22 protein-coding genes and 3 riboswitches are annotated in these 20,879 nt (G+C 67.7%); of the genes, 8 read left to right on the top strand and 14 right to left on the bottom strand.

The window, feature by feature from the left end; genetic code table 11:
* The 4 genes from PUN71_RS22530 to PUN71_RS22515 all read right to left on the bottom strand — a co-directional run.
* Positions 1-792: PIG-L deacetylase family protein (locus PUN71_RS22530; protein ID WP_277800214.1), on the bottom strand; the 792-nt coding region annotated here is incomplete at its 3' end.
* The gene (locus PUN71_RS22525; protein WP_502861334.1) at positions 789-1,874 is read right to left on the bottom strand and encodes an acyl-CoA dehydrogenase family protein; all 1,086 of its coding nucleotides are present in this window, start codon (positions 1,872-1,874) and stop codon (positions 789-791) included. The genes PUN71_RS22530 and PUN71_RS22525, both read right to left, overlap by 4 nt.
* Positions 1,875-1,930: 56 nt before the next feature.
* Positions 1,931-2,620 carry an O-methyltransferase gene (locus tag PUN71_RS22520; protein ID WP_277800213.1) on the bottom strand — a complete coding sequence of 230 codons (690 nt, stop codon included), beginning with the start codon at positions 2,618-2,620 and terminating at the stop codon, positions 1,931-1,933.
* Positions 2,621-2,680: 60 nt separating this feature from the next.
* Entirely contained in the window at positions 2,681-3,004 is a 324-nt protein-coding gene (locus tag PUN71_RS22515) for a thiamine-binding protein (protein WP_277800212.1), read from the bottom strand.
* A 114-nt stretch (positions 3,005-3,118) separates the two neighbouring features.
* Here PUN71_RS22515 and PUN71_RS22510 point away from each other — a divergent pair, with 114 nt between their 5' ends.
* Together PUN71_RS22510 and PUN71_RS22505 are read left to right on the top strand one after the other, a co-directional pair.
* Positions 3,119-3,781: a TetR/AcrR family transcriptional regulator gene (locus PUN71_RS22510; RefSeq protein ID WP_277800211.1), complete on the top strand. Its 663-nt coding sequence runs from the start codon at positions 3,119-3,121 to the stop codon at positions 3,779-3,781.
* A 96-nt stretch (positions 3,782-3,877) separates the two neighbouring features.
* A complete protein-coding gene (locus tag PUN71_RS22505; protein ID WP_043451783.1) occupies positions 3,878-4,102 on the top strand; it encodes a hypothetical protein in 225 nt (74 codons plus the stop codon).
* A gap of 42 nt (positions 4,103-4,144) precedes the next feature.
* On the opposite strand, the gene PUN71_RS22500 is transcribed toward PUN71_RS22505, so the two are convergent.
* The 7 genes from PUN71_RS22500 to PUN71_RS22470 form a co-directional block, all read right to left on the bottom strand.
* The gene (locus PUN71_RS22500; protein WP_277800210.1) at positions 4,145-4,585 is read right to left on the bottom strand and encodes a hypothetical protein; all 441 of its coding nucleotides are present in this window, start codon (positions 4,583-4,585) and stop codon (positions 4,145-4,147) included.
* 81 nt (positions 4,586-4,666) lie between these two features.
* Positions 4,667-4,924 carry a hypothetical protein gene (locus tag PUN71_RS22495; RefSeq protein ID WP_277800209.1) on the bottom strand — a complete coding sequence of 86 codons (258 nt, stop codon included), beginning with the start codon at positions 4,922-4,924 and terminating at the stop codon, positions 4,667-4,669.
* A 116-nt stretch (positions 4,925-5,040) separates the two neighbouring features.
* Positions 5,041-5,352 (bottom strand): AzlD domain-containing protein, encoded by a 312-nt coding sequence (locus tag PUN71_RS22490; RefSeq protein WP_277800208.1) that lies wholly within the window; start codon positions 5,350-5,352, stop codon positions 5,041-5,043.
* The gene (locus tag PUN71_RS22485) at positions 5,349-6,131 is read right to left on the bottom strand and encodes an AzlC family ABC transporter permease (protein WP_277800207.1); all 783 of its coding nucleotides are present in this window, start codon (positions 6,129-6,131) and stop codon (positions 5,349-5,351) included. Before PUN71_RS22485 ends, PUN71_RS22490 begins: the two co-directional genes overlap by 4 nt.
* Positions 6,128-6,679, bottom strand: coding sequence for a DoxX family protein (locus PUN71_RS22480; RefSeq protein WP_502861330.1), 552 nt, complete (start codon positions 6,677-6,679; stop codon positions 6,128-6,130). The genes PUN71_RS22485 and PUN71_RS22480 overlap by 4 nt, the downstream gene beginning before the upstream one ends.
* A 103-nt stretch (positions 6,680-6,782) precedes the next feature.
* On the bottom strand, positions 6,783-8,177 hold the full coding sequence (locus PUN71_RS22475) for a CoA transferase (RefSeq protein ID WP_277800206.1): 1,395 nt from the start codon (positions 8,175-8,177) through the stop codon (positions 6,783-6,785).
* A gap of 8 nt (positions 8,178-8,185) precedes the next feature.
* Complete coding sequence (locus tag PUN71_RS22470; protein ID WP_277800205.1) at positions 8,186-9,085, bottom strand: glycerophosphodiester phosphodiesterase; 900 nt, start codon at positions 9,083-9,085, stop codon at positions 8,186-8,188.
* A gap of 49 nt (positions 9,086-9,134) precedes the next feature.
* Here PUN71_RS22470 and PUN71_RS22465 point away from each other — a divergent pair, with 49 nt between their 5' ends.
* Positions 9,135-10,496 carry a DUF445 domain-containing protein gene (locus tag PUN71_RS22465; RefSeq protein ID WP_277800204.1) on the top strand — a complete coding sequence of 454 codons (1,362 nt, stop codon included), beginning with the start codon at positions 9,135-9,137 and terminating at the stop codon, positions 10,494-10,496.
* Between the two features lie 86 nt (positions 10,497-10,582).
* Here the strand turns inward: PUN71_RS22465 and PUN71_RS22460 are convergent, their stop codons facing one another.
* From PUN71_RS22460 to cycA, 3 genes are all read right to left on the bottom strand, one after another.
* A complete protein-coding gene (locus PUN71_RS22460) occupies positions 10,583-11,332 on the bottom strand; it encodes a LamB/YcsF family protein (protein ID WP_277800203.1) in 750 nt (249 codons plus the stop codon).
* The gene (locus PUN71_RS22455; RefSeq protein ID WP_043451777.1) at positions 11,316-12,116 is read right to left on the bottom strand and encodes a hypothetical protein; all 801 of its coding nucleotides are present in this window, start codon (positions 12,114-12,116) and stop codon (positions 11,316-11,318) included. The genes PUN71_RS22460 and PUN71_RS22455 overlap by 17 nt, the downstream gene beginning before the upstream one ends.
* Positions 12,117-12,289: 173 nt before the next feature.
* On the bottom strand, positions 12,290-13,846 hold the full coding sequence (gene cycA / locus PUN71_RS22450) for a D-serine/D-alanine/glycine transporter (protein ID WP_277800202.1): 1,557 nt from the start codon (positions 13,844-13,846) through the stop codon (positions 12,290-12,292).
* Between the two features lie 49 nt (positions 13,847-13,895).
* A riboswitch (glycine riboswitch) is annotated at positions 13,896-14,004 on the bottom strand.
* Positions 14,005-14,102, bottom strand: a riboswitch (glycine riboswitch).
* A 287-nt stretch (positions 14,103-14,389) separates the two neighbouring features.
* Positions 14,390-14,489: riboswitch (glycine riboswitch) on the top strand.
* Between the two features lie 148 nt (positions 14,490-14,637).
* On the opposite strand from cycA, the gene gcvP reads away from it, so the two are divergent.
* The 5 genes from gcvP to PUN71_RS22425 all read left to right on the top strand — a co-directional run.
* Positions 14,638-17,502 carry an aminomethyl-transferring glycine dehydrogenase gene (gene gcvP, locus PUN71_RS22445; RefSeq protein ID WP_502861336.1) on the top strand — a complete coding sequence of 955 codons (2,865 nt, stop codon included), beginning with the start codon at positions 14,638-14,640 and terminating at the stop codon, positions 17,500-17,502.
* Between the two features lie 11 nt (positions 17,503-17,513).
* Positions 17,514-18,650, top strand: coding sequence for a glycine cleavage system aminomethyltransferase GcvT (gene gcvT, locus PUN71_RS22440; protein WP_277800200.1), 1,137 nt, complete (start codon positions 17,514-17,516; stop codon positions 18,648-18,650).
* A 32-nt stretch (positions 18,651-18,682) separates the two neighbouring features.
* Entirely contained in the window at positions 18,683-19,066 is a 384-nt protein-coding gene (gene gcvH, locus PUN71_RS22435) for a glycine cleavage system protein GcvH (protein WP_043451773.1), read from the top strand.
* Positions 19,063-20,385 (top strand): serine hydroxymethyltransferase, encoded by a 1,323-nt coding sequence (gene glyA / locus PUN71_RS22430; RefSeq protein ID WP_277800199.1) that lies wholly within the window; start codon positions 19,063-19,065, stop codon positions 20,383-20,385. Before gcvH ends, glyA begins: the two co-directional genes overlap by 4 nt.
* Before the next feature lie 162 nt (positions 20,386-20,547).
* A partial coding sequence (locus PUN71_RS22425; RefSeq protein ID WP_277800198.1) for a serine dehydratase beta chain occupies positions 20,548-20,879 on the top strand: 332 nt, incomplete at its 3' end.

The raw sequence follows: 20,879 nt of genomic DNA, 5'->3' as shown, positions 1-20,879 counted from the left end.
GGAATAGGGGCGCCGGGATGCGTCCTGCGCCGGCGTCCAGGCGAAAACCTCGTAGCCGCGCGAGAAGTGCTCCAGGAAGTCACCGCCCAGCAACGCCTCGTCCCCGGGCAGGGGCGACAACGGCTGCACCTGTGTGGCATGTTCCGCCATCGCCAGTTTTTTGGCCGTGCGGGCCGGTCCATCGAGATGGAACCGGACCCACCGCCGCCAGTCTCCGCCGTGCGGCGCGGCCCAGTGCCAGAACCAGATGGGGTACTCCAGCAAGGCGTGGCCATCCTGCCGGGCAACCTGCGCGGCCACGGCACCCAGGGCATCGTGGTCACCGTGTCCGTCGGACCGGTACGGCGCCACGATGGCGAGCCGGTCCGGCACACCGGGGAGCCGCTGGATGGATTGACGGACAGCTGTGGCAATGGCTTCCGTGTGGGCCTGGAGTCCGCGGTCCGGCAAGCCGATGAACGTCCAGCGGTCCTTCAGGCCGAGCGCGGCAAGGGCGGCGGCAAATTCCGTCAGGCGCGCCTGTGCGAGTTGCTCCGGAGTGGTGGTCGGCGAGGCCGGATGCGAGCCCTCCCCCGCTGTGCAGAGCACCACCTCCATCTGGGCTCCGAGTGCAGCCAATGACGCCATGAGGCCGCCGGCGCCAAGCGTTTCATCGTCCGGATGCGCGGCCAGGACCACGAAGCGCATGGCCGCCAGTTCGGCCGGATTGAGTGGCAACTCGGGCGCCGCGCCCAGTCCGGCAGCGTCCCAGGTTGCCGCGCCGGTGCCCGGGTCTGTGTGCGAGAACGTCACCACGGGCAATCCCCCTTCAGGGTGAGCCGTCCCAAGTGGGCGTCGTCACGGGCGCCGTGATGCTGCCGGACATAGAGCGCCAGGTCGGCCATCCTCTTGGCGTACGGTTCGTCGAAGGCGAGCGGCCCTGGACCCCGGTTGGAGCCCACCAGGTGAAGGACACGTTCGACGGCGGCAGCAACGGTTCCGCGTATGCGCTGGGCCTCGCTCCAGGTGCTTTGGCCCGCACCGCCGCCCAGGGAACCGTCGTCGATGGCCGCCGCGGTGCGCGCGAGGTACTGCAGGGCAGCGGTGAGCGTGCGGTCCGTCTCGCCGAGCGCGGCGAGGGCCACCTGGTCGGGTTCCCGCCCGGCGCCGGCACCTGCCAGCAGACCGGCCCGGAAATCCCGTGCGGCGCCCACTGCCCCGCCCAGCCAGCATGCAGCAACGCCCATTCCGCCCCATGCGAACCCTGGCCGGCTGTGGTACCAGCCGGTTCCGCCCAGCAGCGTGGCCGGGACCCGGTCGAAGTGGACTGTCCCGCTGGGTATCTCCCGCAGGCCGCGCGCGATCCATGCCGGTTCCTCACACTCCACCCGAGGATGCCGAAGATCGACCGCGAAAGCTGCCCGGCCGCCGTCGTCCGTGTGGGCGGTGATGACCGCGCAGTCCAGGTGGGCAGCCAGGGAACACCAGGGCTTGGACCCGCCGAGGAGGGTGCCTGCGTCCGTGGACCGCGCTTCCAGCCTGGCCCCCGGCGCCTCAGCTGCGAACACGCCCCAGGTGTTGCCGGTACCATCCGGCAGGGGCTTGTCGGCGGGAAACTCCCCGGCGGCCTGGGCCAGGATGGCAATGGCGTCCAGGTGCGGCTCCAGGACGCGGGCTGCGGCCACATCGATGGCGGCGGTTGATGCCAGGAGCTCCCACAGGACCACGGTCTGCCCCTCACCGGGGCGTGGCCAGGTTTGTCCGGCCTTCGCGGCCAGGGCCAGCAGGGCAGGAACGTCACCGGCTGCGGCGGCCACGGATTCGAGGAAGGGTATCCACGGGGAGGGAGCTGTGGACGTGGAGTCGAGGAGCACGGGGGCAGGGGCCGCTGGCAAGAAATTCCTCCATCCGCAATGCCCGGCCGGACACCGGACGCATCTACACAGCTTACTTAGTGTTTATGCGGAAGGATGCGTGCCAGGGCAAAACCGTCCCAGCCTTTGGAGCCGACGGTCTGGATGACGGTGGCGTCCAGCCGGGGGTGCTCGCCCAGCAGCTTGAGCGCGTCGATGATCCCCTGGGCGTTGACGGGGTCCATGCCGGGGTCCAGGACGGCCCCTTCCCAGATGGTGTTGTCCAGCACCACGGTGGCGCCCGGACGGCCCAGTTTCACTGCCCAATCAAGGTAGCGGCTGTTGTTCTGCTTGTCGGCGTCGATGAAGATGAAGTCGAACGGCTCCCGCTCCTCTTCCTCAAGGGCCGCCAGGGTTTCCAGCGCGGGGCCCAGCCGGATCTCCACCCTCTCGCCCAGGCCCGCGGCGTCGATGTTCGCCCAGGCCACCTCGGCGTGCTGCGGAAGGTATTCGCAGGTAACCAGCGTGCCGTTGTGCGGAAGTCCCCGGCCCATCCAGATGGTGCTGTAGCCCGCCAGCGTCCCGATCTCCAGGATGCGGCGGGCTCCGGCGAGCTGGACCAGGAGCTTCAGGAGTTTCCCGGCGTTTGGCGCCACCTCAATGGCGGGCATTCCGGCTTCTGCTGCACTGTGGATGGCCTGCTGGACCGCCGCATCCGGATGCACCACGGTCCGGGAGAGGAACTCCTCCGTGGCAATCCATTCCGGCCGCGGCTTGTGCTCGAACATGGGCACAGTTTGGCACGCAACCATCCGGCGGTCCAGACACGCGCGCCCCTCGTGGCAGGCTTAGGGCTCCTGCGCCAGGGCACTCTCCAACCGGTCCACCTTGGCCGTCAGCTCGCCGCTGTAGCCGGGCCTGATATCGGCCTTGATCACCAGCGAAACGCGGCTGCCGTACTGTCCCACAGCCTCGGTGGCGCGCTTCACGACGTCGAACACCTCGTCCCATTCGCCTTCAATGGTGGTGAACATGGAATCCGTCTGGTTGGGCAGCCCTGACTCCCGGACGATCTTCACGGCGGCGGCAACGGCGTCGTGCACCGAAGCGTCGTTGGGCCGGGACCCTTCGCTGGGCACGCCTGACGGAGCAACAGAAAATGCAAGCAACATGCCCCAAGTCTCCCACGCAGTTCCCGGGGGCCGGAAACGACTGTGCGCCGTCACATAAGCCGCTACCCCGGAGTAACCATGGTGGCCGAAGGCTCCGTTGCTACCCTTTTGGGCATGAGCCTCGCAGTCGCCCGCAAACCCCTCCGCGCAGACGCAGCGCGGAACGTGGACAAGATCATCACGGCGGCGCGCCAGTGTTTCCGCGAGTTCGGCCCGGAAGTGCCCCTCCAGACCATCGCCACCACGGCCGGCGTGGGCCCGGCAACGCTCTTCCGCAATTTCGCGGACAAGGAAGAACTGGTCCTGGCAGCGCTTAACAGGCAGCTCCGGCTTACCGTGGACCCGGTCATGGAGGGCGCCCTGGCCGACATCGACGCTGCTGCCGGCTTGCTCCGCGTCCTCGAGGCCCTGATGGGAGCCGCCAGCGACGACGCCAATCTGCTGTGTGCCGTGGCCGGGCGGCGTGAGCTGCTCACCGGCATCACCGGTTCGCTCATGGAGTCGATCAGTATCCTGCTGGCGCGCGGGCAGGGCCAGGGAAGCCTGCGCACGGACATCACCATGACGGATATCTTCCGGCTGCTCGCCATGCTGATCGGCGTGGTGGACACCATGGAACCGGGCTCCGATGCCTGGCGGCGGCCGCTGGCGCTGGTGGAGGACGCCATCCGGACAGTCCGCCCGTCCCGCCCGCTTCCCGTGCTTGTCCCCGTCCCGGCCCCGGCGGCGGCAGCTCTTCCGGGCGGCACCATTGTCGGCGCACAACAGGTGCAATAAACTCAGAGCGGGGTTAGGCAGCCAGCCTCAGTACTTCCAGCTGGAGCGACCCATGAATCCATTGGTGCCATTCCGCCGTTCAACGGCTGCACGGCGATGACCCATTCAAAGCTTCTCCACTACTTGAACGATCCCCGCGGCCCGGAGGAAGTCCTGCCGACACTCAGCCCCGGGGAACTCGTCGAACTGCTTGACGCCCTTTTCCAGAACCTCGACACCCCTGAACCTGAGTTTGGTGCGCAGGTCTGGTATGAGATGGGCGTGGAAGAAACCTGCCGCAGGGCGGTTTCCCCTGGCGGCAGCGCACACGGCGTGGCATAACCGGGCCCGCGGGGCCGCCTGCCAGGCCAGGATGGCCAGGCGTCAGGCCCCGTCCCGTTCTTCTTCAACCCCGCCGTCCCCGGACTGGCGCGATTCCTGCTGCCCGGCAGGGGTATCCACCTGCCTGGGCTGAGCATGCTCCGGGCCGGCATGTTCCGGATGTGCATGTTCCGGCTCGCCGTGGACGGAATGCCCGTATTCGGAATGCCCTTGGCCGCCATGCTCGTGGAACTCGTTGGGGATGTGGTGCTTTGCCTCCATCAGGTGCTGTTGGAGTTTTTCCTCGGCGTCCCGGCGGCGCCTCGCCGTGTCCCGGAGTTCCCTGGTCGATTCCGAGCCGGACGGATCCAAATAGACAGGGCGCAGCTTACCGGTCTGCTCGGCCGGAGGCACCGTGGAACCCGGTTCACGGGCAGCGCCCGCCTCCGAAGCCCCTTCGCCGCGGGCGTTGTGCGGACCCGCAGGCCGTGATTGTTCGTCCATCTCGATTCCTCCTTGCTGGCCGCCTGGTGTGGGCTGCCTCTGTTCCAGTGCACCACAAGCGGCGACCGGAATGGCGGGCAGTCAGGCGTCGCCCGTTTCTCCCCGCTTGCGGATTTCCCGGCGCACCAGCGCCTGCAGGGCTGGAACGGACGACGACGGGTCAAGGTCGAGTGCCTGCTGGAGCCTCCTGGAGAGCAGTTCCAGATCCTCTTCCGGGACCTCCGCGAGTCCGGAAAAGCGTTTGAAAAAGCGTTTGGCCGGGAGGCCGGCGCGGCGCCGGCCGTTCTTGTGCCGGGGGCTGCCGGTCAAGCCGCCCGCGGGATGCAGCTGATTTTCCATGGTTGCCGTTTCAACGTGAATGCCATGGCCAACTGCATAAGCCTTATTCATAGTACCGCCGTGCCGGGTCCATCCATGTGATGCCGGTCACTACAATCGGGTAAAGTCCCGCACCGTCAGTTCCAGCCCAGCATCCTCAGCAGCGCGGCCGCGCCCGCGCCGGCCATGACCACCACAAGGAAGGGAGCCCGCAGCACCAGCGCGAGGGCGGCAGCCGCAAGCGCCCCGAGCCTGGCGTCGGCGGCCAGTCCCTGGCCGGAGACCACGGCGTTCACCACGGTCAGTGAGGCAAGCAGGCCAATGGTCATGGTGCCCGCGATGCGCGATGTGCGCGGGTCTTCCAGGAAGCGTGCGGGAACGAAGTAGCCCACCAGTTTCCATCCATAGGCGAGCGCGCAGGCGATCAGCAGCCAGATCCACAGGCTCATGTGTCCTCCCCCGGCTCAGGGTGCTCCGTGCGCTGTCTTCCAGGCCGGCCGGCACCGGCCGCGTCCTGGCGGTGCCCGCCGTACGGCTCGATGTCCGGCTCAAGGCCCTCGTCGCGGCGCCCATGGCTGAACCAGCCCAGAAGCGCGGCCACCAGGGCGGCCACAAGGATGGGTATGCCGGGGGGCACGAAGGGGACAGCCACCACCGTGGCCACGGCGCACACCACGGCGATGGCGATGGGTTCCCGGCCTTTGAGCCGGGGCCAGAGCAGTGCCAGGAACGCGGCGACGGCGGCCCCGTCCAGCCCCCATTGCTTCGGATCGCCCAGCCCGCTTCCGGCGAGCGCGCCGACGGCGGTGAACAGGTTCCACAGCACGTAGACGCCGACCCCGGCGGTCCAGAAGCCGCGCCGCTGCTCGTCCGGGTCGGTCTGGCCGGTGCTGGTGGCCGTGGATTCGTCGATGGTCAGCTGCGCACCGACGTACTTCCGCCAGCCGGTGGGCCGCAACAGTGCGTTCAGCTGCATGCCGTAGATGCCGTTGCGCATGCCCAGCAGGGTCGCGGCACTCATGGCCGCGATGCCCGTGCCGCCACCTGCCACGACGCCGATGAAGGCGAACTGCGAACCGCCGCTGAACAGCAGGAGGCTCAGGGCCATGGCCTGCCAGAAGTCGAGCCCGGACGTCACGGCGAGCGCCCCGAAGGAGACACCGTAGAGGCCGGTGGCGATGCTGATGGAGATGCCCATCCGGACAGCGGGCGAAGCCAGCAGCTTCATGCCCGGATTCCGGATCCCGGTCCCGGCCCGGCCGGCCTGCGCAGGCTCCAGGCCCAAGCGATCAGCGGCGCCTGCAGGGGGAGCCTGGCGCTGTGGATTTTCCGCCGGAGGGGTGTTCCGTGGGGACCGTACGCCCTCACCAGGGCGTCGACGTGTCCGGCAAGGAAGGCGGTGAACATGGCGGTGAGGGCCGTGGCCGTCAGTTTCCGGGTGGGCGGCAGGAGGATTCCGACGGCGGCAGCCAGCTCCAGGAGGCCGCTCACGGCGATCCACTCGTCCCGGGACAGGACGGCCAAGGGGTGCTGGGCGGGAGTGTCCTGGTGGGCGCCGTCACGGGTGTTTTCAGGCCCCGTGTTGGCCTGGCCAGGTTCCGGGTCCTGGCGGCACAAATACCCCGGCACCACATCCCGGTAAAAACCGGGTTCCCGGAAATGCTTGCCGGCGCTTGCCAGCAGCAGCGCCGCCATTGCCGCAGCGGACAAGCTGTGAAGGGAAAGGCGGGGAATGGACAGGCCCTTGGGAGCAGTGCCGGGCCAGGGAAAAGACATGGAACAACTCAACCACAGCCACGGCGGAGCCCCGAACCCGTGGCCGGGAACCAAGGGCTGCAAACAGGGAAGTGCGGGGCTGGACTGCGGCTGCGGGTGCCGCTCAGAGCCACGCTGGCTGTGAGCCTCCGTACGGCGGTGGCGGGAACAGGTAATCCAGCGGCCGGCCCGCCTCCATCAAGGGCGGACCCACATACCGGAGCTCCCCGTAGCTGCTGGATACTGACCCATAGGCGGGCGGTGGCAGCTCAGCCGGGCTCTCCGTATTGGGTGGAAGGGAAAACAGTTCTTCGGCCGTCCGGGCGAGCGAGAGGTGTGCCGCACCGCCCGTGCCCGTCTGCCGCCGCAGCTCCAGGAGCCGGACAGCTGCCGCGGCCACCCCGTAGCCGGTAGCGTGGTCCAGCGCCTGGACGGGAAGGGCACCCGGGCGCCACCCGCCGTCGTCGTTCTCTGCGCCGTAAAGGTCCGCGATCCCGCAGGCCGCCTGGACGATGCTGTCGAAACCCCGCAGATGGCTCCATGGTCCGGCGCTGCCCCAGCTGTTGAGCGTGACCACCACCAGCGTGGGGTGCGCTGCCAGCAGGTCCCGCGGGTTGAGCCCGAAGCGGTCCAGGGCGCCGTGCCGGTAGCCGGTGACCACCACGTCCGCGGCGGCCAGGAGTTGCTGCAGCCGTGCCTGGTTCTCCGGGACGGTGAGGTCGGCCTCCACGCTCCGTTTACCGAAGGCGGTGTCCACGAACTGGTCTTCGATCTCGGGGAATTGAGGAGGATCGATCCGGAGGACGTCGGCCCCCAGCGCGCCCAACAGCCGGGTGGCGACGGGTCCTGCGATCACCCTGGTCAGGTCCAGGACGCGCAGCCCCCTGAGGGGCGGGCCGTCCGCGGGCAGGCCCGTCCCGCCTCCCCGGCCGGCACCGGTGCCCGGAGCGGCACCGGCGCCCGGGCCGGCACTCCCTCCAGCTGCAAGGTCCTCCAGCCCCAGGCCTGATGGTGCTCCAACGGCAGACTCCAGCGCGATCCAGGGACCCTGCCTTGCAGCCTGGCCCATGGCAGATTCCTGCCAGTCACCGCGTGTCCTTACGGCGGCGGCGATTCCGCTGCGGCCTTGGATGGCCGCTTCCGCGTCCCGGGAGGACATGGACAGCAGCGCCTCCTCCGCGCCTGCTGCCGAGGAGGCACCCAGCGCCTGCAACAGCCGCTGCTCGTGGTGCGGATAGTTGGCATGCAGCCGGATCCAGCCGTCGCGGGTCCGCCGGAAGCCCGAGAGGGGCGCGAAACCCTGCGGCCGGCGGCCGGCAATCCGCAGGTGACCGAACGAATCAAAGGCCGCTCCGGCCAGGGCTGAGGTGGTGCTGAACCGGCCGGGAGCAACGGCGTACCGGTTCAGGGCGCCGGCCGCGGCAGCCACGGAATACAGGGCAAGGCCTTCGACGTCGAGCGGCCCCGCCCACCACCGGCGCGGCGAGTATGGCGCGTGTGCCCGGCCGATGGCGTCCACGGCCGCCGCTACTTTCCCTGCGGCGAGGCCACGCGGAGCTGGTCCAGGACACGGGCCGGCACATTGGTGGTGATCTCGTGGATCCCCAGCTCCTGGCAAAGAGCCACATCCTCCGGCGCGTCGACGGTCCACACCCTGAACCGCGTTCCTGACTCCAGCCAGCGTCGCACGGTGGCCGGCCGCTCCCTGACATAGTCGATCCCGGGGCCTGCCATTCCCACTTCCCGCTCGTCCAGGATCCGTTCGCCCTCCAGCTGCGTGGCTTTCATCAGGTTGGCGACGGCGCTTCCGGTGATCGGTCCCAGGCCCAGGCCGCCGCGGATCTCATGGATGGTGAGGTCGTCCACCAGCTGGCAGATGTACTGGGGCGGAACGGAACCGAGCAGGTGGCGGACCGAATCAGCGCTGAAACTCATGAAGGTCACCGCCACATTGTCCACCGTTGAGCTTTGCGGGTCCCAGCCCTCGTTGCGGAGGACCTCCAGCACCCGGTCCTCGAGCTTCAGCTGGTAGGGGCTGGGATGCTTGAGCTCGATGGCGAGTTTCACCGGCCGGCCGGCCCCGCGGAGGATGTCCAGCAGTTCCGGAAGGGTCAGGAGCTGTTCCGACCGTGCTCCGTAGTTTTCCGGGATCCGGACACCCTTCCAGGACGAGAAGTCCAGCTGGCGCAGCTCATGCAGTGTCCGCTCCGCCACCGGTCCCGTCCCGTCCGAGGTACGGTCCAGGTTGGCGTCGTGGAGGAGGACCACGTGCTGGTCCCGGGTCAGGTGGACATCGCACTCCACGCCGTCGGCCCCGTCCGCCAACGCCTGCAGGTAAGCGGCCCGGGTGTGTTCGGCGTAGGCGCCGCTTGAACCGCGGTGGGCAAAGACCAGCGGCCGCTGCGGCACTGACTCGTCAATCGTCATGGACACACGGTAGCCGACCGGCCCCTGGCTTCGGGGCTAGGCTTGGCACATGCAGGTGAACTCTGAGGCAACTACTGGGCCAACCACGCAGGAAGCACCCTCCGAAGCTGCGCAGGAGGTGGGTCCGGGCACCCGGGCGGCAGGCGCCGTCGTGCGCCAGCAGTCCGGTTCCGGTGACGCCGAAAAGGCGGCAGCGCTGCGGAAGATGAAGCTGCTGGCGCTGAGCCTGCTGATTGCCATGGCCGTGATTTTTGTCTTCGCGTTCGCCCTGCAAAAGGACTACCCGTGGCTGCAATACGTGCGGGCCGCTGCCGAGGGCGGCATGGTGGGTGCGCTGGCCGACTGGTTCGCCGTGACGGCCCTGTTCAAGTACCCCATGGGCATCAGGATCCCGCACACCGCCATCATTCCGCGGCGCAAGGACCAGATCGGCGCCTCCCTGGGCGAATTCGTGGAGACCAACTTCCTGTCCGAACAGGTGGTGCAGGACAAGCTGGCAAGCGTCAACATCGCCCGCCGGGCAGGCCAATGGCTGGCCGCCCCCGGCGGCGCCGACCGGGTGGCAAAGGAGGGTGCCGCCGTGATCCGCGGCGCCTTCAAGGTATTGAATGACGACGACGTCCAGGCCGTCATCGAGGGCATGGTCCGCAAGCACCTGCTCACACCGCCGTGGGGACCGCCGGTGGGCAGGCTCGCCGAGCGGATCTTCCACGACGGGCACCACCACACGCTGGTGGACCTGCTGGTGGACCGTGCCGCGGACTGGGTGGACGACAACCACGAAACCGTCACCCGCCTGGTCGCCGACCGCTCCCCCACCTGGGTGCCGCAGTTCGTGGACGGGCTGGTGGCCGACAAGGTCTACCTCGAGGTCCTGAAGTTCGTCCGGGCCGTCCAGGCTGACCCGCGCCACCAGGTGCGGCAGTCGATCGACAAGTACCTCAACGACCTTGCGCAGGACCTCCAGCATGATCCCGCGATGATCGCGCGCGCCGAGGACATCAAGGCCCAGGTGCTCGGTGACCCCGAAGTGCGCGAACTGGCATCCCGCACGTGGGGCACCGTCAAGAACGCCCTGCTGAACGCCGTGGACGATCCCGACAGTGAACTGACGGTCAAGTTCAAGGCAGCGGTACGCGATTTCGGCTCCCGCCTGGTGGACGATCCCGAGCTGGCCGGGAAGGTCAACGCGTGGATCGGCGACGCCGCGGCGTACCTGGTCCGGACCTACCGTTCGGACATCGCCGGGGTCATCACCGATACCGTGGCCCGCTGGGATGCCGAGGAAACGTCGCAGAAGATCGAACTCCAGGTGGGCAAGGACCTGCAGTTCATCCGCATCAACGGCACCGTGGTGGGCTCCCTGGCCGGGCTGGCGATCTTCACGGTGGCGCAGCTGATCTTCGGGTGAGCCGAAGGGATTCCGGCGCTGGCCATATTCCTTTTCGCCCCGCATATTTGGGGTGCGACGGGGAACCTGCGCGGCGGAAAAGCGGACTAGGCGAACGGCTCCAGCTGCACACCGGCGGCCTCAAGCCCGGCCCTGACGCGTGCTGCGAGCTCCACAGCGGCAGGTGTTCCGCTGAGGAGGCGCAGGGAATCGGGACGGACACTGACCACGGTCCCGTCCACCGCGACGACGTCGCCCTGGGTCGCCAGGCGGACAGCCCGCTCTACCACCGCATCGGTGTCGTGCAGCACGGCGCCTTCGTCGGAGAGCGCGACCAGGCTGCCGTCGGCGCGGTACGCACGGTCGGCGAAAGCCTCGGTGAACACCGGATGGCCGGCCTCCTTGGCCTGCTTCAGCAGTTCGGATCCGGGGAAGCCAAGGATAGGAAGCCCCGGGTCGTAGGCATTCACAGCCGCCACCACCGCTGACGCCTGGTCGGCATCGTCAATCACGGTCTCGTACAGCGCTCCGTGCGGCTTCACGAAGTCCACCGAAGCACCCACCGCGTGGGCTACGCCGTCGAGCGCCCCCAGTTGGTACAGCACGTCGCCGAACAGTTCGTCGAAGCTCATCCCCAGCCTTCGGCGGCCGTAGCCGGCCAGGTCGCGGTAGCCCAGGTGTGCGCCAACGGTGACGTCGAGCTCGTAGGCGGCCCGGCAGCTGTCCAGCATGGTGACGGGATCGCCCGCATGGAGGCCGCAGGCCACGTTGGCGCTGGTTGCCAGCTGGAACATTGCCGGGTCGCCGCCGGCCGTCCAGGAGCCGAACGATTGCCCTACGTCAGCGTTGAGATCCAAGTGTGTTGCCTTCCAGCGTCAGGTTGTCCGGCCCGGCGGCGGCAGTCAGCTCCCCGGGGATGGTTTCCGGCATTGGCCCGAACGCCTCCCGGGCGTTCTTGGCCACCGCACGGCCCATCACGAGGTTACCGGCTCCACCCACGACGGCACCTATCCCGAACGGAAGGGCCCGGCCGAACAGGGCAGTTCCCTGGCGCTTGAGCAGGTTCCTGAGGAAGGCCTGCTGGATCCGTTTGCGGACACTTCCGAATCCCGGCACCACCATCGACTTGGAGAGGGCGTTGCTCCAGGTGGTGGTGGCGCCGCCCGATGCCTGGCCGCTGAGTGTGCCGAGCAGGGCGGTGCCCTCCTCGCCAAGCATGATGGCCATGACCATGGTCCCGGCTTTTTCCGGGTTGGTCAGGCGGATGCCGTGGAGCTCCGCCAGTGACGTTGCGTAGAGTGCCGTCGCTTCCAGGAAGCCGACGGTGGCGGCCGCGGACAGTCCCAGTGACGCGACGGTCCCAACCCCGGGAACGACGGCGGTGGCACCCACCAGCGCGCCCCCACCGGCCACGGCCCGGAGGTAGTCACGCTCGGCGATGTCCGCCAACTGGGCGGCGGTGGCCCGCGGATGCCTCTTCTGGAGCCTGCGGATGTAGGCAAGCACCAGCGGCCGCTGGATCTGAACTGCCTTCAGCAGCATGTTGTGGACACCGGGCTTGGGCTTGCCCTCGGCGTCGAACATTGCGTTGTGGGCGGTCTCCTGTGCGATGCGTACTGCGGGGTTGCTGCGCCGGGCCATGGTCACCTTCGTTCAAATCGACCTGCAGCGGTTGGGCTGCCGTGCATTTCCATCCTATGTGGATCAACACTAAGCATGCTGAACTTTCACGCCTGCAGCACGCGACGGGCGGGCTGCGGCGGCGGGAACGGCAACTGGAGCCGGGCGCCCGCGCCGCACCCCGCCGTCGGACGTTACTTCCTGGCCTGCTGGACCTCCTCTGCCACGCCCGGGGCTTGGCCACCGTTTTGTCCGGCGGCAGCCTGGTCAGCGCGGAGCTCAGCCCGGAAGACCTCGAAGCGGGCCAGGTGGGCGGGCCGGCGGCGCAGGATGGCCCAGGCCACGCCAAGCACGACGAACCAGACGGGCGTCACGAGCAGGGCAAGGAGCGTGTCCGGCTGGGTGGTCAGGGCCCAGAGGACGAAGGCGAAGAACGCGTAGACCACCCACACTGCCGGGATGCCGCCGGGCATCTTGAACTGCGACGCATCGTGCAGGTGCGGCCGGCGCCGGCGGAAGGCGATGTAGCTGGCAAGGATGATCGACCAGACGAAGATGAAGCAGACGGCCGACACCGTGGTCACCATTTCGAACGCCTTGCCAACGTCCTGGCCGGCGTACATGAGGACGACGCCGGAGAGCAGCAGGACGCAGGACAGGAACAGGGCGTTGCTGGGCACCTTCCTCGTGGACAGGCGGCTGAAGATGCCGGGCGCGTCGCCCTCCTGGGCAAGGCCGAAGACCATGCGGGAGGTGGAGTAGATGCCGGAGTTGGCCGAGGACATGGCCGAGGTGAGGACAACCAGGTTGACCACCGTGGCGGCGGCGCCCAGGCCGGCCAGGGAGAACATGCCGATGAACGGGCTGTGGCCTGCAGCGAACTGCGTCCACGGGGTGACGGCCATCAGGATGATCAGTGCGCCGACGTAGAAAAGCAGGACGCGGACCGGAATGGCGTTGATGGCCTTGGGCAGCGTGCGCTCCGGGTTCCTGGCCTCGGCGGCGGTGGTGCCCACCAGTTCGATGCCCACGAAGGCGAACACGGCGATCTGGAAGCCGGCCACAAAGCCCATGAATTCATTGGGGAAGAACCCGCCGTGGCTCCACAGGTTGGTGAAGCTGGCCGTACCGGCGTCGCTCTGGAAGCCGGTGAAGATCATGAAGAGGCCCACGATGATCAGCGCCGCGATGGCGACGATCTTGATGAGGGCGAACCAGAACTCGGTCTCGCCGAAGGCCTTGACGGTGGCGAGGTTCAGCAGCAGCAGGATGGCCACGGTGGCCAGGCCCGGAATCCACAGCGGCAGGGCCGGCCAGAGTTCCTTGGAATAGCCCGCGATGGCGATCACGTCGGCGATTCCAGTGATGACCCAGCAGAACCAGTACGTCCAGCCGGTGAAGAAACCCGCCCACGGTCCCAGGAGGTCGGCGGCGAAGTCACTGAAGGACTTGTAGTTCAGGTTGCTCAGCAGCAGTTCGCCCATGGCCCGCATGACGAAGAAGAGCATGAAGCCGATGATCATGTACACGAAGATCACGGAGGGCCCCGCAGCGGAGATGGTCTTGCCGGAGCCCATGAAGAGGCCGGTGCCAATCGCCCCGCCAATGGCGATGAGCTGGATGTGCCGGTTGGTGAGCTGCCGTTCCAGGTGCGGGGGTTCGCTGCGGACCGCCGTGGCCGCACCGGGGTTGCGTGCTGGTTCGCCGTTGAACCGTGCTGGTTCGCCGGACGTGGGGGGATGAATCGCCATGAGGAACTCCATCGGTAAAGCGGCATTTGGGTACCGCAAAGATTGGGTTCCTCCCCGCTCTGTTGTGGACCTGAGAGTTTCCGCGTGGCCTGCTCTTGGCAGGCGGCCGCTTGCACCGTCGGTGAGCCAGGGCATGCCTGGCCGCTTTCCAGAGTTGCCTGTCCGCGGCGGTACGTGGGCCTGAGAGTTTCCTGGGGAGGGTTTGCTCCTACGGCGCCTGCTGGATGTACCCGGCAGGCTCTCCCGCCGCAGGTCAAAGGCGTATTCAGTTGGATACCGCTGCCTTTTCTGGACTGCGGTCTTCGTGCGATGGGACCGGCGCCGGCAGTCGGCCGCTCCTGATACGCTGAGCCAGCCGGCGCGGCGCCAATCCCGGGGTTCAGTGTGGTGTCCGTCACGATGGAATGTCAAACTCTTTTCGACATAACCGTTGGCCGCGCTCCTTCGGCTGCGGACGGGGCCGACGCCGCGGGCGCCGACTTGCCATAATCAGCTATTCCCGATACCTTGTGAGCCGAATCACCCACATTTGAATAAGCCTTTCGAGCTGTGACGGGAGAGTTCTCCCGGCATCCACCGGGCAGGCGCCGTAGGAGCAAATCCTCCCCAGGAATCTCTCAGGCCCACGTACCGTCATGGCGAGGCGACTCTGGAAAGCAACCGGGCTTCAATCCGGTTCACCGACGGTGCAAGCGGCCGCCTGCCAAGAGCAGGCCACGCGGAATCTCTCAGGTCCAATACAGAGCGGGGAGGAACCCATCCCATGCCGTGCCACCCCAGGCCGGCCAGACCTGGAGTTCCTCTTGACGATTCAATCGCTTCCAACATCGTTTGTTGACCGCCATATCGGCGCGCGCCGCCAGGCCGACGTCGACACCATGCTCAAAGCCGTGGGCTATGACAGCGTGGACGGCCTCGTTGACGTTGCCGTCCCCGCCTCCATCCGCCAGGAATCTGCCCTCTGCCTGCAGGACGCCCTCAGCGAGGTGGAAGTCCTCGCGGAGCTGCGCCGAATCGCCGGCCGGAACAAGACCGCCGTCCAGATGATCGGCCAGGGCTACTACGACACCGTCACTCCCCCGGTGATCCGCCGCAACATCCTGGAATCCCCCGCCTGGTACACGGCCTACACGCCCTACCAGCCGGAAATCTCACAGGGCCGGCTGGAAGCGCTGCTGAACTTCCAGACCATGGTCCAGGACCTGACGGCCCTCCCCGTCGCCAACGCCTCGCTGCTGGATGAGGCCACCGCCGTGGCTGAGTCCGTGCTGCTGATGCGCCGCGCCAACAAGGACAAGAATGCCAAGGACGGCAAGACGGTGATCGACGCCGACTGCCTCCCGCAGACCATCGCCATCGTCCAGGGCCGCGCCGAGGCGCTGGGCTTCGAGGTTGAGGTGGCTGACCTGTCCCAGGGACTTCCCGAAGGTGCCATCAACGGCATCGTGCTGCAGCAGCCGGGGGTTTCCGGCCGGGTTTGGGACCAGTCCGGCGTCATCGCCGATGCCAAAGAGCGCGGCGCGCTGGTCACCGTTGCCGCCGACCTGCTGGCACTCACCCTGATCACGCCCCCGGGCGAGCAGGGCGCGGACATCGCCGTCGGCTCCACCCAGCGTTTTGGCGTGCCGTTGTTCTTTGGGGGGCCGCACGCCGCCTACATGGCCGTCCAGAAGGGGATGGAACGCACCCTGCCCGGCAGGATCGTCGGAGTCTCCAAGGACAACGCCGGCACGCCTGCCTACCGCCTGGCGCTGCAGACCCGCGAGCAGCACATCCGCCGGGAGAAGGCCACGTCCAACATCTGCACCGCGCAGGCACTCCTGGCCATCGTGTCCTCCTTCTACGCCGTCTACCACGGCCCGGACGGGCTGAAGGCGATCGCCGAGACCGTCCACCACAAAGCCAGGGTGCTGGCAACAGCGCTTACGTCCATGGGCCGGGAGCTGGTCAGCGACTCCTTCTTCGATACCCTCACGGTCCGCGTGCCGGGCAAGGCCGCCAAGGTGATCACGGCAGCCGAGGCCCGCGGCATCAACCTGCGTTTCATCGATCAGGACACCGTTGGCGTTTCCATTGATGAGACGACGACGGCGGCAACACTGTCCGCCGTCGCCGTCGCCTTTGGTGCCGGTCCGGTGGGCGACGCCGAGGGGTTCGAACTGCCCGGGGCCGTGCTCCGCACGTCCGCGTACCTGCAGCATCCGGTGTTCACCACGCACCGGTCCGAAACGCAGCTGCTGCGCTACATCCGCAAGCTCTCGGACCGGGACCTGGCGCTTGACCGCACCATGATCCCGCTGGGCTCCTGCACCATGAAGCTGAATGCCACAGCCGAAATGGAAGCCATCTCCTGGCCCGAGTTCGCCTCCATCCACCCGTTCGCCCCGGACTCCCAAACCGAGGGCTGGCGCGAACTCATCTCAGGCCTGGAAGCGGACCTCGCGGAGATCACGGGCTACGACCAGGTGTCCATCCAGCCCAACGCCGGCTCCCAGGGCGAGCTCGCCGGGCTGCTGGCGATCCGCGGCTACCACCACTCCCGCGGCGAGCAGCAGCGCAACATCTGCCTGATCCCGGCGTCCGCGCACGGCACCAACGCCGCCTCGGCCGTCCTGGCCGGCATGAAGGTCGTCGTCGTGGCCACCGCCGCGGACGGCACCATCGACCACGATGACCTGACGGCGAAGATCGAGGCCAACAAGGACGTTCTCTCGGCCATCATGATCACCTACCCCTCCACGCACGGTGTGTACGATTCCGACGTGCGCGAGGTCTGCGATGCGGTGCACGCTGCAGGTGGCCAGGTGTATGTGGACGGCGCGAACCTGAACGCGCTGGTGGGCCTGGCGCAGCCGGGTAAGTTCGGCGGCGATGTCTCGCACTTGAACCTGCACAAGACCTTCTGCATCCCGCACGGCGGCGGCGGTCCGGGCGTCGGCCCGGTCGCTGCCAAGGCGCACCTGGCACCGTTCATGCCCGGCGACGCGAACAAGGCCGCGCACGAGGCAGGCCACGGCGTGGCCATTTCGGCCTCCCGCTTCGGCTCCGCCGGGGTGCTGCCGATTTCGTGGGCCTACGTGAAGCTGATGGGCGGCGAGGGCCTGACCGAGGCCACCAAGTCCGCGCTGCTCGCCGCGAACTACGTCGCGTCCCGCCTGAACGAATACTTCCCGGTCCTGTACACCGGCGAGGGAGGCCTGGTGGCGCACGAGTGCATCCTGGACCTGCGCGAACTCACCGCCCGCACCGGCGTGACGGCCGAGGACGTGGCCAAGCGGCTGATCGACTTCGGCTTCCACGCCCCCACCCTGGCCTTCCCCGTCGCCGGGACGCTGATGGTGGAGCCCACCGAGTCCGAGGACCTCGCCGAGATCGACCGCTTCATCGAGGCGATGATCACCATCCATGCCGAGATCGAGCAGGTCGCTGCCGGAGACTTCACCCTGGAGGCATCTCCGGTGCGCAACGCACCGCACACGGCGGCCGCCGTCGTCAGCTCCGACTGGGACCGCGCCTACCCGCGCGAACAGGCGGCCTTCCCGGTTCCGTCGCTGCGGCAGGACAAGTACTTCCCGCCGGTCGGACGGATCGACGGCGCCGCCGGCGACCGCAACCTGGTCTGCTCCTGCCCTCCGCTTGAAGACTTCGAAAACTAAAAGGACTTCCTATGACTGAGAATTACACCGCCCTCTATGAGCAGCACAAGAAAGCCGGGGCCTCCTTCACGGATTTCGGTGGCTGGCAGATGCCGCTCAAGTACGAATCCGAACTCGCTGAACACCACGCCGTCCGCAAAGCCGCGGGGCTGTTCGACCTCTCGCACATGGGCGAAGTCTGGGTCACCGGCCCGGACGCCGCCGCCTTCCTCGACTACGCCCTGGCCGGAAAGATGTCCGCTGTTGCCGTCGGGAAAGCGAAGTACTCGCTGATCTGCAACACGGACGGCGGCATCATCGACGACCTCATCACCTACCGCCGGCCGTCGACCGAAGAGGGCGTGGACACGTACCTCGTAGTGCCCAACGCCGGTAATGCCGCCGTGGTGGCCCGCACCCTGCTGGAACGCGCCGCCAACTTCGACGTCACCGTTGAGGATGCCTCGGCAGAGACCTCGCTGGTCGCCGTCCAGGGACCGGAGTCCGAGGCGATCCTCCTGAAGCTCGTCCCCGCCGAACAGCACCACCTGGTGTCGGACCTGAAGTACTACGCCGCGGTGGAAGTGGCCATCAATGGACAGGACCTCCTGGTGGCGAGGACCGGCTACACGGGCGAGGACGGGTTCGAAATCTACGTTCCCAACCTGGAGGCGCCCGCCCTCTGGGAGGCACTCCTGGACGCCGGCGCCGGCCACGGGCTCATCCCCGCCGGACTCGCCGCCCGCGACTCGCTGCGCCTTGAGGCCGGCATGCCGCTCTACGGCAACGAACTCTCCCGCCACACCAACGCCTACGCAGCCGGGCTGGGCCCCGTGGTGTCGCTGGCGAAGGAAACCGACTTCGTGGGCAAGGAGGCATTGGCTGCCATCAAGGCCGCAGGGGTCGGCTCCACCATCGGGCAGAAGCTGGTGGGCCTCAAGGGCACCGGCCGGCGCGCAGCCCGCGCCCACTACCCGGTCCTCAAGGACGGCGCCCTGGTGGGCGAAGTAACCTCGGGCCAGCCCTCCCCCACCCTCGGCTACCCCGTTGCCATGGCCTACGTTGAGGTCGAATATGCCGAGCCCGGCACCCTCCTCGACGTCGACCTCCGCGGCAAGCCCGAACGCTTCGAAGTCGTGGCACTCCCGTTCTACAAGCGCCAAAAATAACCCACCGAACTTTCACACGTAAAGGAAGAATCATGAGCAAAGTTGTTTCTGAATTGAAGTACTCCGCCGAGCACGAATGGGTTGCCGTTGACGGCTCCGGGCCCGCGGGGATCGGTATTTCCGCGGTCGCCGCCGATGCCCTTGGCGACATCGTCTACGTTGACCTGCCCGAGGTCGGCTCCACCGTGACGGCCGGCGAGACCTGCGGCGAGGTGGAATCCACCAAGTCCGTGTCCGACCTCTACGCCCCGGTCACCGGCGAGGTCATCGAGATCAACGACGGCGTGGTCTCGGACCCCGCCTTGATCAACAGCGACCCCTACGGTGCGGGCTGGCTTTTCAAGGTGGCCGTCACCGAGGAGGGCCCCCTCATGTCGGCCGAGGAATACGCAGCAGCGAACGGTGGCGAGCTGTGAGCGCCCCGGCAGAAGTGGGCGCCTTCGAGCAGGTGGCCTCCCCCAGCCTGAATGCCGACCTGTCCGCCCTGGATCCCGAAGTTGCGGCGAAGATCGACGACGAACTGGGCCGCCAGCGAGACGGCCTGGAAATGATCGCCTCCGAAAACCACACCGCAGCAGCGGTGATGCAGGCGCAGGGGTCGGTGCTGACCAACAAGTACGCCGAGGGCTACCCCGGGAAGCGCTACTACGGCGGCTGCGAGCACGTCGACGTCATCGAGCAGCTGGCCATCGACCGGGTGAAGGCACTGTTCGGTGCCGAATTCGCCAACGTCCAGCCGCACTCCGGCGCCCAGGCCAATGCTTCCGTGATGCACGCGCTGATCAAGCCCGGCGACACCATCATGGGCCTCAACCTGGCCCATGGCGGCCACCTGACCCACGGCATGCGGATCAACTTCTCCGGCAAGCTGTACAACGTGGTCCCGTACCAGGTCCGCGAGGACACCCACACCATCGACATGGCGGAGGTGGAGCGGCTGGCCCTCGAGCACAAGCCGCAGCTCATCGTGGCCGGCTGGTCGGCCTACGCGCGCCAGCTGGACTTCGCGGAGTTCCGCCGTATCGCGGACCTCGTGGGCGCCTACTTGATGGTGGACATGGCGCACTTCGCCGGGCTGGTGGCCGCCGGCCTGCACCCATCGCCGGTGCCGCACGCCCACGTGGTTACCTCCACCACGCACAAGACCCTCGCCGGCCCCCGCGGCGGCATCATCCTTTCCAACGACGCCGACATCGCCAAGAAGATCAACTCGGCAGTGTTCCCCGGCCAGCAGGGCGGACCGCTGGAGCACGTCATCGCCGGCAAGGCCGTGGCCTTCAAGATCGCCGCCTCCGAAGAGTTCCGCGAGCGTCAGGAGCGTGTCCTTGCGGGCGCCAGGATCCTGGCCGAACGGTTGGTCCAGCCCGATGTCACCGCCAAGGGCATCAGCGTCATCTCCGGCGGCACCGACGTGCACCTGGTCCTCGTTGACCTGCGCAACTGCGAGCTCGACGGGCAGCAGGCCGAAGACCGGCTGGCCGCCATCGACATCACCGTCAACCGCAACGCAGTTCCCTTCGACCCCCGCCCGCCCATGGTCACCTCCGGCCTGCGCATCGGCACCCCCGCCCTGGCCACCCGCGGCTTCGGCGAGGACGCCTTCCGCGAGGTTGCGGACATTATCGCCGAGGCATTGATCGCCGACGCCGGCGCGGACCTTTCCGGACTCCGTCACCGCGTCGAGGTCCTGGCCAAGGCGCACCCGCTCTACCCCGGCGTCGCACCCCTGTCCTGAGCCGTGGTCACCTTTGGCCCGGTCGGACCGGCATCCTCCGCGTGCTCGGTCGCGTAGACGCCCGCTGAGCGGACGTGACGCTCCCTTAGACGCACGCTTCCGGATACCGGTCCCACAGGGGCCTGCCATCTCACCTTCTCCATCCAGTTAGGAATCCCCCTCATGGCAGTCGGCGTTTTTGATCTCTTTTCGATTGGAATCGGTCCTTCGTCCTCTCATACTGTGGGGCCGATGCGGGCTGCTGCTGTGTTTGCTGAGGAGTTGAAGGCCTCGGGGAAGCTCGGGTCTGTGGTGTCGTTGCGGGTGGATCTGTATGGGTCGTTGGCCGCGACGGGGCATGGGCACGGGACGATGACGGCGGTGCTGCTGGGGTTGGAGGGCTATCATCCGGAGCTGATCCTGCCGGAAGAGGTGGAGGAGCGGCTGGCCTCGATCGCGGAGACCGGGGTGCTGAACCTGGCCGGGGCGGTGCCGTTGCCGTACGGGGTGAAGGA

Origin of the sequence: Arthrobacter sp. NQ7, assembly GCF_029581595.2 — a bacterium.
Taxonomy (GTDB): Bacteria; Actinomycetota; Actinomycetes; order Actinomycetales; family Micrococcaceae; genus Arthrobacter; species Arthrobacter phenanthrenivorans_B.
Note: the sequence above shows the minus strand (reverse complement) of the source record. Positions and strands in the feature narration are given on the sequence as shown.